A 14582-nucleotide genomic window follows, 5' to 3' on the forward strand; every position below is an offset into this window, starting at 1 on the left:
GGAGAAGTCCTTGCAAAATTCGCCAAGAGGTTTTGACCAATCCTCTTGGCACGGCTATAAATGGACCCTCGCCTTACAGGAGTTGTAACGCTTGGAATCCTCATTCAGCCTCCTCTCCCTGATCGCTCTTTTCAGCGTACTTTTCTATGCATTGGCAGTGATCTGCGCCGTTCGTGAGATCATGTACTCACGCACCGCACAAGGCAGCATTGCCTGGTTGCTCTCTTTGTTTTTCTTGCCCATGCCTACGGTCCCGCTCTATTTCATCTTCGCATGGAAGAGGCTGGACGATTACATTGAGGTCCGCGACGACATCTCCCAGATTGAAGCGGATGTGCTCAATCGGCACACACCCTATGTGGACGGCACCGCCAGCAGCAATTGGCCGGTGCACACCCGCGTCGCCTCTGTACCTTTTCTGGAAAACAACGAGTGCAAATTGCTCATTGATGGCCCGGCCATGTTCGCCTCCATCATTGAAGGTATCCGCAACGCCAAAAAACATGTGCTTGTGCAGTTCTTCATCATACGCGAAGACAGCATCGGGCTGGAGCTGGCCGACGCCCTTATTGAGCGCGCCAAGGCTGGCCTGCATGTTTGCTTGCTCTATGACGACATCGGCTCACGCTCCCTCACGCCTCAATACCGTGCGCGCTTGCGCGATGCGGGCGTGCGTGTCAGCGCCTTCAACAGGCGCCACCGCCTCATGCGCATGCTGGGCCCTATGCGCCTCAACTACCGCAATCACCGCAAAGTAGTGGTCACCGACGGCATGCACTGCTGGATCGGTGGACACAACATCGGTGAAGAGTACCTCGGCCTCTCGCAGGAGTTTGGACACTGGCGCGATACCCACGTCAAAGTCACCGGCCCAGCCGCATTGGCAGCAACCCTCTCCTTCAGCGAAGACTGGCAGTTCGCCACCGGCAAGGCCCTGCAACTGGAACTGCCCGCCAGCTACCCCCAAACCAGCGGGGAAAGCGTCATGGTCATGCCAACGGGGCCAGCAGACGCTCAGGAAGACTGCGCCATCACCTTTGTGGAGAGCATTTCACGCGCCAAGGACCGCCTCTGGATCGTCAGCCCCTACTTCGTGCCGGGTATTGAGGTCCTCACAGCACTCTATGCAGCGGCTTTGCGCGGCGTAGACGTACGCATCCTACTGCCCGAGAAAGCCGACCACTGGCTCGTCTGGCTGGCCAGCTACGCCCACGCAGACAACCTCGCCAGACACGGCATCAAGGTCTACCGCTATCTGGAAGGCTTCCTGCACGAAAAAGTCATTCTCATCGATGATGAACTGGCAGGGATTGGTACAGTCAATTTCGACAACCGCTCCTTCAACATCAACTTCGAAATCACGCTTTGGTTCACCGGCAAAGACATGATCAAAAGGACCGAAGAGATGCTCTTGCTGGATTTTGAAGGAGCACGCCAGACCGACCGGCTCGAGCTCAACAACCGCCGTTATGCCTTCCGCGTTCTCGCTCAAGCAGCGCGCCTGTTCTCACCGGTGCTCTAAAAGTCATGCCCACCAGAATTGATGAGTACACTTCACTGGACTTACGTGAGCCCACTGAAATACGTTAGGCCCAATTGATAAGAAGAACATGGAGGGATTCTTTGTATGTCATTTGTACCTGAGCTGAGCGTGCTAGCGGGGTTCACCTTGGCTGCCTTCATCCTGACGATCACCCCAGGCCCGGACATGACGTTCTTCATGAGTAAAACACTCACGCAAGGTCGCAAAGCCGGTCTGGTTGCTATTGCCGGCACCACAAATGGCAGCATGATCCATGCACTTCTTGCAGCCGTTGGCATCTCTGCCCTGCTCGCTGCCTCTGAATTTGCGTTCCTGATCCTCAAAACGGTTGGCGCTCTTTATCTGGTTTACATTGCCTATCAGCTCCTGCGCAACGGCTCCTCTTTCTCACTGGAAGAAGGCCAAGCGCCCTCCGAAACATCACGGGTAATCTGGGCCAAAGCAATCATGATCAACCTGCTGAACCCCAAGGTCGTACTATTTTTTGTGACCTTCCTTCCCCAGTTCGTGTCCGCCACTGACCCAAACGCCACTGCAAAGCTGCTGTTCCTCGGTTTCTTCTTCGTTTTTCTGAGTATCCCGAGCTGCCTCGCCATCATGTTCAGCGCGTCTGCCGTTTCCAACTTCCTGCGCAGTTCGCCGCGTGTCATGCGCCTGCTTGATTACTCTTTTGCAGCCATCATGGCAGCCTTTGCCGTCAAACTGCTTAGTGCCCGCTCAACCGCTTAAAACCAACAATTGAAGGTGTATGAATTTATTTTAAACGCACCTCCCCGCCATATGAGATAATTCTATGACCGAACACCTATACCGAGACGATGCCTACCTACGCAGCAGTGAAGCCACTGTGAGCGAGATCACTCCGGAAGGAGGCATCATTCTGGACCGAACTTGTTTTTATCCCAATGGCGGCGGCCAGCCCGGTGACTGCGGCTCCCTTGAGCTGGAAGATGGAACCCGTATCCCAATTGCAACGACCGTTTATTCCAAAGACCGCTCACAAATCGTGCACATACCAGCAGAAGGCGTAGAACTGCCTCAGGATCTGGGCGCAGGCACCAGTCTCACAGCCCATATTGACTGGGAGACCCGCTACAAGCGTATGCGCGTGCACACAGCCTTGCACCTGCTCTCTGTGGTTCTGCCCTTCCCGGTGACCGGTGGTCAAATCAGCGACGGTACGGGCCGTCTGGACTTCGACATCCCGGAAGCAACGCTGGACAAGGAAGAGCTGACCGTAAAGCTTCAGGATCTCATTGCAGGCGATTATGCTGTCACGCAGGAATGGATCACCGACGAAGAGTTGGAGAGCAATCCCGGCCTTGTTAAAACCATGAGCGTAAAACCACCTATGGGCAGCGGTCGGGTCAGGCTGATAAGAATTGGTGAGGACGTTGATTTGCAGCCATGTGGGGGAACTCACGTCTCTCAAACCGCACAGATTGGCAAGGCTGCGATCACGAAGATTGAGAAAAAGGGCCGTCAGAACAGACGCGTTCGCATTCAGTTGGAGGATTAATACATGACGCAGGATCCGATTGTCTCAACAAGCTGGCTCAAGGAACACCTGAATGCGCCCGATGTGGTGATCATTGATGCCTCCTGGTACCTACCAGCAATGCAGCGCGACGCCAAAAAGGAATATAATCAGGAGCATATTCCCGGCGCCCTGTTCATGGACATTGACGAAGTCTCCGACCAGACCTCAGACCTTCCGCACATGCTGCCGGAACCGCACGTGTTCTCTTCCCAAATGCGCCAGATGGGTATCGGCGATGGCCAGACCATCGTGGTCTATGACGGTGCTGGCCTCTTCTCCGCAGCCCGCGTCTGGTGGATGTTCCGCGCCTTCGGCGTAGAAAGCGTCTTCGTGCTCGATGGTGGCTTGCCCGCATGGAAAGCGGAGGGCAATCCTGTCACCGATGAGATTCCGGCCCGCCTGCCACGCCATTTCACCGCCATACTGAACCACGACATGGTGCGTAGTCTGGATGAAGTGCAGGAAGCGTTGGACACGAGCAGCCACCTCGTGTTGGACGCCCGCTCAGCACAGCGTTTCAATGGGCAATCACCAGAACCAAGAGAAGGCGTGCGCGGCGGCCATATGCCAGGCGCTTTGAACGTGCCACATAACCTTGTGCTGGATGACGGCAAACTGCGCAGCAAAGAAGAGCTACTGGACATCTTCCGGCAGACTGGCGTTGACGCCTCCACCCCGGTGATTACCTCCTGCGGCTCCGGCGTAACAGCTGCCGTGCTCTCATTGGCGTTGGAGCATGCGGGCTTTACCAAGACCGCGCTATACGATGGCGCATGGACCGAATGGGGCACCAACAAAACCACCGAGGTCGTCAGCCATCCCGCCTGACTTAAACCAAAACAATAATCTCAACAAAGCCCTGCAAATAATTGATTTGCAGGGCTTTTATATTAAGCAGCAATCACTTCCTGCTTGGCAAGTGCATCCTGCGCGCCCAATTGGGCAACCTCAGAAATCCACGCAGCGCGCTCCTCTTCACCCGCAGAAAACACCGGCGAGAACATGTGCAGACGATGCTCCTCGAACCCGACAAAATCGAGGATCTGTCGGCTCATCACCTTGTCATGCGCATGATCATAAAGCTCCTCATAATAATGCGCGGCTGTATCACTGGTGATCAGAACCCGAGCACTGCGCCCCTTCAAAAGCTTGGCAGGCAGCTCTTCCCCTTCCACCATGCGGAAGGCAAACCCCGGCAGCAAAGCACGGTCCAGCAAGCCCTTCATCAGCCCCGGCATACCACCCCACCACAACGGGTAGACGGGCACCCAATGCGTGCACCACGTCAGGTTTTCCTGAAATGCCACCACATCGGGCTCCAGCGCTTGCTCACCATAATAATCACCTGATCGCAGGGCACTATCAAACTCCATCGCACCAAGGTGCATCACCCGCACCTCTGCACCACCCTTACGCGCAGCAGCCGCATAGGATTCAGCAAGAGCATGTCCAAGACGATCGTTTCCAAAATGACCGCTAAACACAAAAATCCTGTTCGTCATGGGGACTCCATTTATTTGACCACGGTCAATTTATTTTCAAAATATGACTGGAGTCAATTTATTTTTTGACCATAGTCATATTATTGAGTTTGAGGGAACCATGCTTCAGGGAAAACAAAAACGCGCGCAAGAAACCCGCCAGCGCATTCTGGTGGCAGCGACGGACCTGTTCAATCAGGGTAACTTCAACGCGGTCAGCACAGAAAGTATCGCAGAGCAGGCCAACGTTTCCAAAGGCACACTCTTCGCCCATTTTGGCGACAAGCTCGGCCTATTTGCTGAGATCGGGCTCAAAGAGCTGGAAACCTGTGTGAACGAGCTTCACAGGGACGCAGAAAGCAGCACTTTAAGTGGGCGTGGACTTCTAACCCAGTCTCTCATGAAAATCTTGCAATACTTTGAAAAACAACCAGAATTCCTTCATATCTTTATCGATACGGCAGGCTGGGAAAAAGGCGTGCGCGCGCAAAACTTCATCGCGGTTGCAAGCAGCATCGACAAGCTGTTTCAGCGTTTCATTGAAAAGGGCCAGCAGGATCAATCCATCAAATCAATGGAGCCAAAGCTCGGCGCAGTATCCGTCCGCGCTTTCATGATCCACTCCGCCATCAGCCGTGTCTGCGGCGAATACAAAGACACCGAAGAGCAGCAATCTGAAGTTAAAAAACTGCTCTCACTGGTGCTCTAAGCCGCATCAAACACCATAGGCACCCGACGCGGCCCGACTGGGGAAAAGTAACCTACTGACTTACAAGGCCAGCACCTTCCCCTTTCAGAAAGCACAGATCAGGTCATCGCACCTTGCGTAACCAGCGCCTGATCGATGGCCGCCTTGAACCGGCTGGCGACTTTGGCAAAGCCGTCAGACGTGCCGTGGATCTCATCCACCCAGTCACTCAGGTTCGGCATGGCCCCGCGGCAATCAACCACGATCACGTTCTCGTCCATCGCGACCAGACCATCAAGCATGTCATAGAGTTCATCCAGCAGCACACTGATGATCTTGCGTCCAAGCACACTGGGAATGTTCCGCTCAGCCAGCGGCTCTCCCAACCACTCATCCTGTGCTGCATGCAATGGATTACGGGTATCGCCCTCCCATTTATACGGGAACACATAATCATAGCCGTGCACGAACACCGGCAGGTTCTTCAGCTCCGGAACCGCACGAATGTCGCTGATCACCCGCTCATAAGCCCCCTTCAGAAAAGCCAGCTTCTCGTCTAATACTGCACGGTCGATATGGCCCTCCACATCCGAGATATCGCCGTTGAAGTCCTTCAGGATTTCCAGAAGCGTTGCCACACCCGTGTCTGGGTCTTCGCCAATAATGTCATTTCCGGCAGCGGAAAACAGGAAGCCGGAGACCTGGTCCTTGTAGTCTTTCAGCGCAGAAAGATACTCCCGCCGCCGCGCCCTGTTAGCCCCATACACCATGTTCTGCGCGGTATCACCCGCAGCGCCCAGTGAGTAGATGTTGTAGTGCGAGCTCAGATGATCAATCACGTCATCAACCAGAATGGGGAACTGAAACCAGCTGTCCCCCTCTGAGATCAACATAGGCCGTTCAGGATGATCATGAAGTGCATCTTTGAAGCTCCAGTACCGGCGGATGCGAGAGGCCCAGTTGCCAATCTGAAGAGCGTTCTCGAACTCTTCATCAATCTCGGTCATCTCCACCATGTCCGGTTTAACCCGGAACTGTATGTCAAATGCACCCGTATGCTTGACAACATCACAGTATTTCAAAAGCTCTTCTGCAGGGACACTCGGGTCCCGAGCCAACCTCAGAAATTCATCATATGTAATTCTCATAGTATTCCCCCTCCTAGATTTACGGATAAACTTTACACAAGAGGTGAGTTTACGGTTAAGCTTGCCATATGCAGATAACAATTTAAAGGTACATTTCATGACCATTAAATTACAGAGTTTAAACAGCGTATTACTGGAAAAAGCCGCAGAACGACTGAATGCCCGAAAGGGAGAGTTGAGCAAGACTAGAACTGCAATTATAACGGGTATGACAGCGGAGATCGACAGTGACGAACGCCTCAAACTCTATCAGAAACGACAGGCCACCCTTGCCTTGTCAGAAGGCTGCCCCGTTCCGCCGCAGCCCCCGATTTTCGAGGAGACCCCGACTGATTTGACCAAGTTGGGGCAGGAAGCCTTGATCGGTACAAGTAACGATCTTTTACCAATCGAGTTCTTCGAATACGGCCTTTACGCAGCACGATCCGTGGGAAGAATCGAGCACGTAGAGGGACTTAGGTTCGGCACCGGCTTTCTTGTCGGCCATAACCTCATCATGACCAACCACCATGTGCTGCCAAATGAGCACGAAGCACGCCAGCACTTCTTCGAGCTTGGCGCAGAAGCAAACCGCATCGGCAACCAGACACCCTCAAAGATATGCTCCATCGAGCCAGACCGTTTCTTCTGGGCCAGTGAAGAGCTCGATGTCGCCATTGTTGCGGTGGTGGACGAAGATCCCGGATTTATTCCGCTCGACCATTACGGCTGGCACGCCCTCATTCGCCAACAGGGCAAAATCAAGAAAGGCGATCCAATTAATATTGTTCAGCATCCATTGGGACGCAATAAGGCAGTGGTTGTCCATAACAACCACCTTCTTCATATTGAAAATGGAACTGATGCACACATGTTCTGCTGGTATTCAGGGGACACCCAAAAAGGCAGTTCCGGCTCTCCCGTCTTCAACAACCGCTGGGAAGTGGTCGCCGTACACCATATGGCCATCCCACAAACCAACACCGACGGTGACATTCTGAGCAAGAACGGCGAACCCATAACCCGCGCGATGGCACGCAAACGCCCGGACATGATTGCCTACGCCGCCAACGAGGGCATCCGTACCTCATGCATCGTCGACGCTTTGGAGACTGCCCAGTTCACCAAGGCCCACCACGCCGACATCCGCAACTGGCTCCTCAAAACATGGTCCAGCCCCGGCGCCCACAGAAGAGGCCTGCGCGCCGCCATAAGAAGCACACAGGCCTTGTAAGATCACTCATTGACCACTATTCGAATTTCATTGGGAAGCGGCTAGACTTCCAACCGTATCCAGATGCCTGGAAATTCGTAGGAGTTAGGCCCAATTGTTGTTGCTGGCTTCACCGTCAATCCGGTTTGTAACTCAAAATTGCTGGCAATGGGAATTTTCAGAACATCTCCGGTTGCGGGGTCATAGATCACGGCATTCTTTGCGTCATTCACGTCCAAGGTTCCGGCAATCCAGTGCATAGTCTCGGTATCTTTATATCGCACCAAAATTACATTCATCTGGGTCTTCTGAAATGGTATCTCCTTCAATGGAGAAGACTTAACCTGCTTTTTAATGTTGGTGGTGATCAGTTTTTCCTCTCTGTCAAACAGATCTCCCCCACCAGCATTCATAAGCGTTAAGCCATTGAACAACGCCTTCCCAAATGCAGTATAATAGGTGATGTTTTTCGCTAGTGTCGGGCAGGTTTTTGCTGCGACTTCGACCATACCGGAGGGACTGTTCTCCAGGTCAGTACAATCAGAACTCTCACGATATAGAGCTTGCTTACTGCCCATACGCAACTCAAGATTGCCGGTAACACCGTATGTCTTTTTGCCGACTTCTGCCGCAACTTGCAGCCGCTCAGACTCAAAATGCTTCACGCGCCACAAATTGACCCGCTCATCACCAAACGAACCATCATACCCGTTACTCACATCTGCAGTATTGAGCTTGTTTGCGTCTGCCGCTGTTGCAGTAAGACCCAAATCGGTCAACGCAGCGTTGATGCAGTACGCACCGCAAGATTTCGGGGAATGCTGTACGATACCTTTATAGACTTCAAAATCTGCCATTTTTTGTTTTTCCTTGTTGAGAGCAATGCTCTGCAAGGAAAGACGCGGCATTTGGTGCACTGTGAAAATCGTGAGGTCACAGGCACAAAAAAGCCCCGCTGAAACAGCGGGGCTTTGAACTTCGAACTCTGACCAGATCAATGGTTGAGGATCTGGGAGAGGAACAGCTTTGTACGCTCATGCTGAGGATTGGTGAAGAATGGCTCTGGCTCATTCTGCTCAACAATCTGGCCCTGATCCATAAAGATCACGCGGTTTGCCACTTTACGGGCAAAGCCCATTTCGTGGGTCACGCAGAGCATGGTCATGCCCTCTTCCGCCAGACCGATCATCACGTCCAGCACTTCCTTGATCATTTCAGGATCAAGCGCAGAGGTTGGCTCATCAAACAGCATAACCTTCGGGTTCATGCACAGCGAACGGGCAATCGCCACACGCTGCTGCTGACCACCGGAAAGCTGACCAGGATACTTGTTGGCCTGCTCAGGGATCTTCACGCGCTCAAGATAGTGCATCGCAATCTCTTCAGCCTGCTTTTTAGGCATCTTGCGAACCCAGATTGGAGCCAGTGTACAGTTCTCCAAAATGGTCAGATGCGGGAACAGGTTGAAGTGCTGGAAGCACATACCCACTTCGCGGCGGATCTCATCAATCTTCTTAAGGTCAGAAGTCAGCTCGATACCGTCAACGACGATCCTACCCTTCTGGTGCTCTTCAAGACGGTTGATGCAGCGGATCATGGTAGATTTACCGGAACCGGATGGACCACAGATAACAATCCGCTCGCCGCGCATAACCTTCAGGTTAATATCGCGCAGAACGTGAAAGTCTCCGTACCATTTGTTCATACCTGTAATCTCGATAGCCACATCGGTATCGGACACATGCATTTTCGAGCGATCCGCCTGGATATCTTCGGCAAGGTTTACGTCACTCATTTTTATAACTCCGAGTTTCTTTGGGCGCGTATCAAGTACGTATCAAGCACGCACCAGGCGACTAGCGATGGCCGGTATGCAGTTTGCGTTCCAGATACATCGAATATCGGGACATTGCAAAGCAGAAGATAAAGAACATGAACGCGATAAACGCATAAAGTTCCACAACAATACCATTCCAGCGTTGGTCAGCCAATGTTGGCGCAACCAGTCCGAGAGGATCCATAAGGCCAATAATCAGCACCAGTGTAGTATCTTTGAACAGGCCGATAAAGGTATTCACGATTCCCGGGATGGAGATCTTCAGCGCTTGCGGCAGAATAATCAGACGCATGCTCTGCCAGTATCCAAGCCCAAGCGCGTCCGCAGCTTCGTACTGCCCCTTCGGCAAGGCAGCCAGACCACCGCGGATAACCTCCGCCATGTAAGCACTCGCAAACAAGGTCACCATGATAACAACACGCAGCACGATGTCAAAGTTCACGCCCTTCGGCAGGAAGTAGTTGAGCAGCACGTGCGCAACAAACAGCAAGGTAATCAGTGGCACACCGCGAATGAACTCGATGAAAATCACCGCCAGCGACTTAACGATCGGCAGGTTGGAGCTACGCGAAAGCGCAAGCACAATCCCGATCGGCAGCGAGAACGAGATACCGGATACACCGATGATCATGGTCAGCAGCAGACCACCCAGCTGAGTGGAAGAGACCGGCTCAAGACCGAAACCACCCCAAATCAGCCAAAACGCCACAAATGGGAAAGTCATAGAACCCATCAAGGCCAGACCACGCTTCGGCATACCATCCCAAAGAGCTGGAACAAGAGCCACAAACAAAAGCGCGAAGGCAAGGATCGGACGCCAGTAAAGCTCGCTCGGATAGAACCCGAACAAGAACTGATGATAACGCTCGCGTACAACGCCCCAGCAAGCGCCGTTCTCAGTCAGTGCCCGGCACTCATCCAGTGAGTTTGCATTCCAAACAGAGTTCACAAACGCCCAGTTAACCAAGCCCGGCACAGTCGAATAGACCACGAACAGGGAAAGCAGCGTCAGAAATGTGTTCATCGGCGAAGAGAACAGGTTCTCACGAACCCAGCCAATAGCACCGGTTGTGCCCTTAGGCGCCGGTAACTGAGGCTTGTCAGAGGTCGCAACAAAGGCGAAATTAGTTTCACTCATTTTAGCGCCCCTTCAGCTTTACGGATTCGTTGTAGTAGTTCATCACCGCTGAAATCGTTAGCGAGATCACAAGATAGGTCGCCATGAGCAACAACATACATTCCATCTCACGACCGGTCTGGTTCAGCGTAATTCCGCCGAGTGTACCCGTCAGATCCATATAACCAACCGCAATCGCCAGAGAAGAGTTCTTGGTGATGTTCAGGTAGTTGGAGATCATTGGCGGAATGATGATGCGCAAAGACTGCGGCAACACCACAAGGCTCATGGTCCGCTGAGGACGAAGGCCAAGAGCATAAGCAGCTTCAGTCTGCCCTTTGCTGATCGCCATGATGCCCGCACGTACAATTTCCGCGACAAACGCAGCAGAATAGATGGAAAGTGCAAACCACAGCGCAATCAGCGGTGTACCAGCCTTTGTGCCACCAACGTAGTTGAAGCCCTTTAGAGTTGGGAACTCCAGGCCAATTGGCATGCCCGCAATGAAGTACACAATCGCTGTTGGAACAATCAGCAGGCCAAGGCTGTAAAGCCCAACCGGCAAGATCTGTCCAGTTTCTTCCTGACGTTTCTTAGCCCAGGAGCGAAAGATGAAAATACCCGCGATTGAGGCCAGAAATACAGCTACGACGGCAAGATAAGCGCCTTCATAGGTGAACCCTGGAATATAGAAACCACGGTTAGTTGCAACCAACGCCCCACCGAGAAGCGGCTCGGCCTGCTTTGGCTTCGGGAACACATGAATGAAGACAGCATACCATGCCAAAATCTGCAGCAGCAGCGGCACGTTACGCACACCTTCAATGTAAACCGCCATCAAACGGGAAATGACCCAGTTGTTAGACAGACGCAGCACACCGACGAAGACGCCGATGACAGTCGCAGCCAGACATGCCAGAAAAGCAACCAGCAACGTGTTGAGCAAGCCAACAAGTGCAGCCTTCCAGTGCCCGGAAGCGGAAGTGTACTCTACCAGCCTCTGACCAATGTCATATCCTGCTGGTTCAAATAGGAATCCGAAATTGAAATCTTTGCCAAGTGCTTCGAGGTTCTCGACAGCATTGCCGATGAGCATCATCACAACTGACAGAGCAACGACAAGCGCGATAATCTGGATCGTATAGGATCTGTATCGAGCATCTCGCCACAGTTGCGACAACTGGAAGCTATTATCGGCTGGTACGGTTGAAGTGCTCATAAGTAGCCCGCCTTATTTATTATGCTTAGAAAAAGGGCGCTGTCAGCCTGCAACAGCGCCCCCTTTTGTCAGATCTCAATCAGATCAACGGAATGGAGGTGCGTACTGCAGACCACCTTCGGTCCACACCGCATTCAGACCGCGAGCAAGGTTAACCTTGGTCTGTGTACCCAGGTGACGCTCGAAGGATTCACCGTAGTTGCCAACTGCCTTAATCGCGACCAGAGCAAAGTCGTTGTTCAGGCCAATAGCAGCACCCATTTCGCCGGAAGCACCAAGCAGACGCTTGACTTCTGGATCTTTGGAAGTTGCAGCCATTTCGTCAGCATTTGCAGCGGTGATGCCTTTTTCTTCCGCAATCTTCATCGCGTTCAGAACCCAGCGACCAATGTCTGCCCACTGATCGTCGCCATGACGGACGAGCGGACCAAGTGGCTCTTTAGAGATGATTTCTGGAAGAATGATGTGATCAGCAGCGTTCTCGAATGTTGCACGAGAAGCAGCAAGACCGGAAGCATCGGTGGTGTAAACGTCACAAGCGTCTGCAAGGTAGTTTGCACGACCTTCAGTGTTTGTCTCGATGGACAGTGGCTCGTAAGACATGCCTTCAGCAGTGAAGTAGTCAGACAGGTTCAGCTCTGTGGTTGTACCGGTCTGGATACAAACGGTTGCACCGTCCAGCTCTTTCGCAGAGGTAACGCCGAGAGACTTCTTCACCATGAAGCCCTGACCGTCGTAGTAGCTCACACCCAGGAAGGTGAACTTCAGGTCAGCATCACGGGAGTATGTCCAGGTAGTGTTACGGGACAGGATGTCTACCTCACCGGAAGCCAGCGCAGTAAAGCGGGTCTTACCAGTGGTTGGAGAGAACTCAACAGCATCCGCATCGCCCAGAACAGCAGCTGCGACCGCACGGCAGTAGTCAACGTCAAAGCCCTGCCACTTGCCGTTCTCATCGGTATAGGAAAAACCAGCAAGACCAGTGGAAACCGCGCAGCGCAATGTGCCGCGCTCTTGCACGTCTTCAAGAGTGCCAGCAGTTGCAGCAGACAGTGAAGTTGCCGCGAACGCTGCACCCAGCGCGACTGGAAGGATCATTTTTTTCATAGAATTGGAGCCTCTTTTTTTTGTCCAATTTTAAAATTCATCACCGGAAGTAGCAGGCTGTTCCCCTTCTCCTAGGACAACATCCAGGACAGACATGTCAGCGCATGCCCTTAAAGCCCCCCTATTGGCTTCAACCACTCCTCGCTAAGCATTCGATGATATTTCTATTAAAACGTCAAGAGGTTTTTATTAATAAGTTAGTCTAGCAGGCTATATTCGTGCGCTTCAGCAAAGTTTCTGTGCAATCTATATCTCGCCTGCACACGCTTTAACCATTAATCAAAATGACAAATATAGCGGCATTTACAACATCAAACAAATTAATCCAAACAATACTGAAATATAGCGGAAATATTACTTAGATAACGGACGAAATGAAAAAACTAATCTTGAAGACTGATCTCGAAATCAGAGCAACTTTCTTCAAAAATACGTATTTCACACTAACGTTTACAATCGGATTGCACAAATAATACGCAATTTTACGAAAATGCTACGAGGAAGTCTACCTTCCCCATAGGCAAACCACGTTCAGCATTTTGGGTGCATTCAAGCTGCATTAATTGCGGATAAATCGCCTAGAAATTCGGGTCCCGGCGTTTTTCCTTGTAGATAAGCCATAGGTTTCGGAAATAAATGATCAATCCAAGGCTCTGTCCCGCAATAAAAACAGGGTCTTCCTTGACGATTGCGTAAGTCAGAAGCAGCGTACCGCCCCCTATGGAGAAGAACCAAAACGCTATTGGAACGATCGACCTGCCGACCCGCTCAGAGGCGACCCATTGAATCATGAAGCGCATCATGAACATGAATTGCGCCACAAACCCCCACATCACCCAGAAGTCCCATTGAGCAACAAAGACATCGTAGAGCCAGTCAAGCAGACCTGCGAACATCAAGAATCCTCCTTCGCAGGAGACTGTTCAGTGTCTGTCACCACCGTGATATCAGGAATGACTTTCCGCCGCCGCCGCAACCACCACACCCCAAACAGGTCGAGAGCTCCCACCAGGGCGCGATCAAGAATTCCATACTTTGAAACACCAAATGCCCGTTCCCGGTCAACCACATCAACATGGACGACCTCGTAGCCTTCACGAATAACTAGAGCAGGCAAAAACCGATGCCAGCTGTCAAAGTAGGGCAGCTGCAAAAATACCTCACGCCGCAACAGCTTCAAACCACACCCGCTGTCACGCGTATTATCTTTTAAAATCGCTCCGCGTAGCTTGTTCGCTGCTTTTGACGCATAGCGTTTAAAGACCCCTGCTTTGCGCCCGAGCCGTTGCCCTGCAACTAGACCAACACGTTCCCCGCCCTCCTCCATGGCAGCAAGCATCTCACGGTAGTAAATCGGATTATTCTGCCCATCCCCATCAATAGTGGCGACATAGGTACCGCGCGCGTGCAGAACTCCGGAACGCACAGAACAGCTCTGCCCCCCGGAGTGCTTATGATGCAGCAAGCGCAAGAACTTGTGCTCCGCCCCATAGCTCTGCAGAACGTCAAGACTGTCATCGGTCGACCCATCATCGACCACAATCACCTCAAACCTGTAGCCAACCAGCGCCTCGGCAATTTCGTCCAGCAGTGGGGGAAGGTTATCTCTCTCGTTCTTGGCCGGAATGATGACGCTAACATCGATTTCGCTCTTACCGGTACTCATGGTCATTCCAGCTACCCCTACCCTTTAACGGTACTCCGCAGAGG

The 14582-nt window shown here is 52.4% G+C and carries 15 protein-coding genes; 6 read left to right on the forward strand and 9 right to left on the reverse strand.

Going from position 1 to position 14582, the window contains the following annotated elements:
• Window positions 1–91: 91 nt before the first annotated feature.
• The 4 genes from cls to sseA all read left to right on the forward strand — a co-directional run bounded on the left by cls (window position 92) and on the right by sseA (window position 3911).
• Entirely contained in the window at window positions 92–1522 is a 1431-nt protein-coding gene (gene cls, locus IE076_RS13630) for a cardiolipin synthase (RefSeq protein ID WP_189437316.1), read from the forward strand.
• 105 nt (window positions 1523–1627) lie between these two features.
• A complete protein-coding gene (locus IE076_RS13635; protein WP_189437317.1) occupies window positions 1628–2272 on the forward strand; it encodes a LysE family translocator in 645 nt (214 codons plus the stop codon).
• Window positions 2273–2336: 64 nt separating this feature from the next.
• Window positions 2337–3062, forward strand: a complete 726-nt coding sequence (locus IE076_RS13640) for an alanyl-tRNA editing protein (RefSeq protein ID WP_189437318.1) — start codon at window positions 2337–2339, stop codon at window positions 3060–3062.
• A gap of 3 nt (window positions 3063–3065) precedes the next feature.
• The gene (sseA, locus tag IE076_RS13645) at window positions 3066–3911 is read left to right on the forward strand and encodes a 3-mercaptopyruvate sulfurtransferase (protein WP_189437319.1); all 846 of its coding nucleotides are present in this window, start codon (window positions 3066–3068) and stop codon (window positions 3909–3911) included.
• Between the two features lie 62 nt (window positions 3912–3973).
• Here the strand turns inward: sseA and IE076_RS13650 are convergent, their stop codons facing one another.
• Window positions 3974–4585, reverse strand: a complete 612-nt coding sequence (locus tag IE076_RS13650) for an NAD(P)H-dependent oxidoreductase (RefSeq protein WP_189437320.1) — start codon at window positions 4583–4585, stop codon at window positions 3974–3976.
• Window positions 4586–4685: 100 nt separating this feature from the next.
• On the opposite strand from IE076_RS13650, the gene IE076_RS13655 reads away from it, so the two are divergent.
• Complete coding sequence (locus tag IE076_RS13655) at window positions 4686–5273, forward strand: TetR/AcrR family transcriptional regulator (protein ID WP_189437321.1); 588 nt, start codon at window positions 4686–4688, stop codon at window positions 5271–5273.
• 98 nt (window positions 5274–5371) lie between these two features.
• On the opposite strand, the gene IE076_RS13660 is transcribed toward IE076_RS13655, so the two are convergent.
• Window positions 5372–6400: a hypothetical protein gene (locus IE076_RS13660; RefSeq protein ID WP_189437322.1), complete on the reverse strand. Its 1029-nt coding sequence runs from the start codon at window positions 6398–6400 to the stop codon at window positions 5372–5374.
• 97 nt (window positions 6401–6497) lie between these two features.
• Here IE076_RS13660 and IE076_RS13665 point away from each other — a divergent pair, with 97 nt between their 5' ends.
• On the forward strand, window positions 6498–7613 hold the full coding sequence (locus tag IE076_RS13665) for a trypsin-like serine peptidase (protein ID WP_189437323.1): 1116 nt from the start codon (window positions 6498–6500) through the stop codon (window positions 7611–7613).
• Between the two features lie 41 nt (window positions 7614–7654).
• Here IE076_RS13665 and IE076_RS13670 read toward each other — a convergent pair whose 3' ends face one another.
• The 7 genes from IE076_RS13670 to IE076_RS13700 form a co-directional block, all read right to left on the reverse strand.
• Window positions 7655–8449 carry a hypothetical protein gene (locus tag IE076_RS13670; protein ID WP_189437324.1) on the reverse strand — a complete coding sequence of 265 codons (795 nt, stop codon included), beginning with the start codon at window positions 8447–8449 and terminating at the stop codon, window positions 7655–7657.
• A 137-nt stretch (window positions 8450–8586) separates the two neighbouring features.
• Window positions 8587–9387: an amino acid ABC transporter ATP-binding protein gene (locus tag IE076_RS13675; RefSeq protein ID WP_280514299.1), complete on the reverse strand. Its 801-nt coding sequence runs from the start codon at window positions 9385–9387 to the stop codon at window positions 8587–8589.
• 61 nt (window positions 9388–9448) lie between these two features.
• Window positions 9449–10567 (reverse strand): amino acid ABC transporter permease, encoded by a 1119-nt coding sequence (locus tag IE076_RS13680; RefSeq protein WP_189437325.1) that lies wholly within the window; start codon window positions 10565–10567, stop codon window positions 9449–9451.
• A gap of 1 nt (window position 10568) precedes the next feature.
• The gene (locus IE076_RS13685; protein ID WP_189437326.1) at window positions 10569–11765 is read right to left on the reverse strand and encodes an amino acid ABC transporter permease; all 1197 of its coding nucleotides are present in this window, start codon (window positions 11763–11765) and stop codon (window positions 10569–10571) included.
• An 84-nt stretch (window positions 11766–11849) separates the two neighbouring features.
• The gene (locus tag IE076_RS13690) at window positions 11850–12872 is read right to left on the reverse strand and encodes an amino acid ABC transporter substrate-binding protein (RefSeq protein WP_189437327.1); all 1023 of its coding nucleotides are present in this window, start codon (window positions 12870–12872) and stop codon (window positions 11850–11852) included.
• A 578-nt stretch (window positions 12873–13450) separates the two neighbouring features.
• Window positions 13451–13768, reverse strand: coding sequence for a lipid-A-disaccharide synthase N-terminal domain-containing protein (locus IE076_RS13695; RefSeq protein WP_189437328.1), 318 nt, complete (start codon window positions 13766–13768; stop codon window positions 13451–13453).
• A complete protein-coding gene (locus IE076_RS13700; RefSeq protein ID WP_189437329.1) occupies window positions 13768–14544 on the reverse strand; it encodes a glycosyltransferase family 2 protein in 777 nt (258 codons plus the stop codon). Before IE076_RS13700 ends, IE076_RS13695 begins: the two co-directional genes overlap by 1 nt.
• Window positions 14545–14582: the final 38 nt, after the last annotated feature.

Source organism: Pseudovibrio japonicus (assembly GCF_014651595.1).
Classification (GTDB): Bacteria; Pseudomonadota; Alphaproteobacteria; order Rhizobiales; family Stappiaceae; genus Pseudovibrio; species Pseudovibrio japonicus.

Bases quoted from the DNA above. Each gene is read 5' to 3' on its own strand.
- IE076_RS13690 (WP_189437327.1), bottom strand. From the start codon at position 12,872: ATGAAAAAAATGATCCTTCCAGTCGCGCTGGGTGCAGCGTTCGCGGCA.
- IE076_RS13655 (WP_189437321.1), top strand. From the start codon at position 4,686: ATGCTTCAGGGAAAACAAAAACGCGCGCAAGAAACCCGCCAGCGCATT.
- IE076_RS13680 (WP_189437325.1), bottom strand. From the start codon at position 10,567: ATGAGTGAAACTAATTTCGCCTTTGTTGCGACCTCTGACAAGCCTCAG.
- IE076_RS13685 (WP_189437326.1), bottom strand. From the start codon at position 11,765: ATGAGCACTTCAACCGTACCAGCCGATAATAGCTTCCAGTTGTCGCAA.
- IE076_RS13660 (WP_189437322.1), bottom strand. From the start codon at position 6,400: ATGAGAATTACATATGATGAATTTCTGAGGTTGGCTCGGGACCCGAGT.
- IE076_RS13675 (WP_280514299.1), bottom strand. From the start codon at position 9,387: ATGAGTGACGTAAACCTTGCCGAAGATATCCAGGCGGATCGCTCGAAA.
- IE076_RS13695 (WP_189437328.1), bottom strand. From the start codon at position 13,768: ATGTTCGCAGGTCTGCTTGACTGGCTCTACGATGTCTTTGTTGCTCAA.
- IE076_RS13640 (WP_189437318.1), top strand. From the start codon at position 2,337: ATGACCGAACACCTATACCGAGACGATGCCTACCTACGCAGCAGTGAA.
- IE076_RS13665 (WP_189437323.1), top strand. From the start codon at position 6,498: ATGACCATTAAATTACAGAGTTTAAACAGCGTATTACTGGAAAAAGCC.
- IE076_RS13700 (WP_189437329.1), bottom strand. From the start codon at position 14,544: ATGACCATGAGTACCGGTAAGAGCGAAATCGATGTTAGCGTCATCATT.
- IE076_RS13635 (WP_189437317.1), top strand. From the start codon at position 1,628: ATGTCATTTGTACCTGAGCTGAGCGTGCTAGCGGGGTTCACCTTGGCT.
- IE076_RS13650 (WP_189437320.1), bottom strand. From the start codon at position 4,585: ATGACGAACAGGATTTTTGTGTTTAGCGGTCATTTTGGAAACGATCGT.
- IE076_RS13670 (WP_189437324.1), bottom strand. From the start codon at position 8,449: ATGGCAGATTTTGAAGTCTATAAAGGTATCGTACAGCATTCCCCGAAA.
- sseA (WP_189437319.1), top strand. From the start codon at position 3,066: ATGACGCAGGATCCGATTGTCTCAACAAGCTGGCTCAAGGAACACCTG.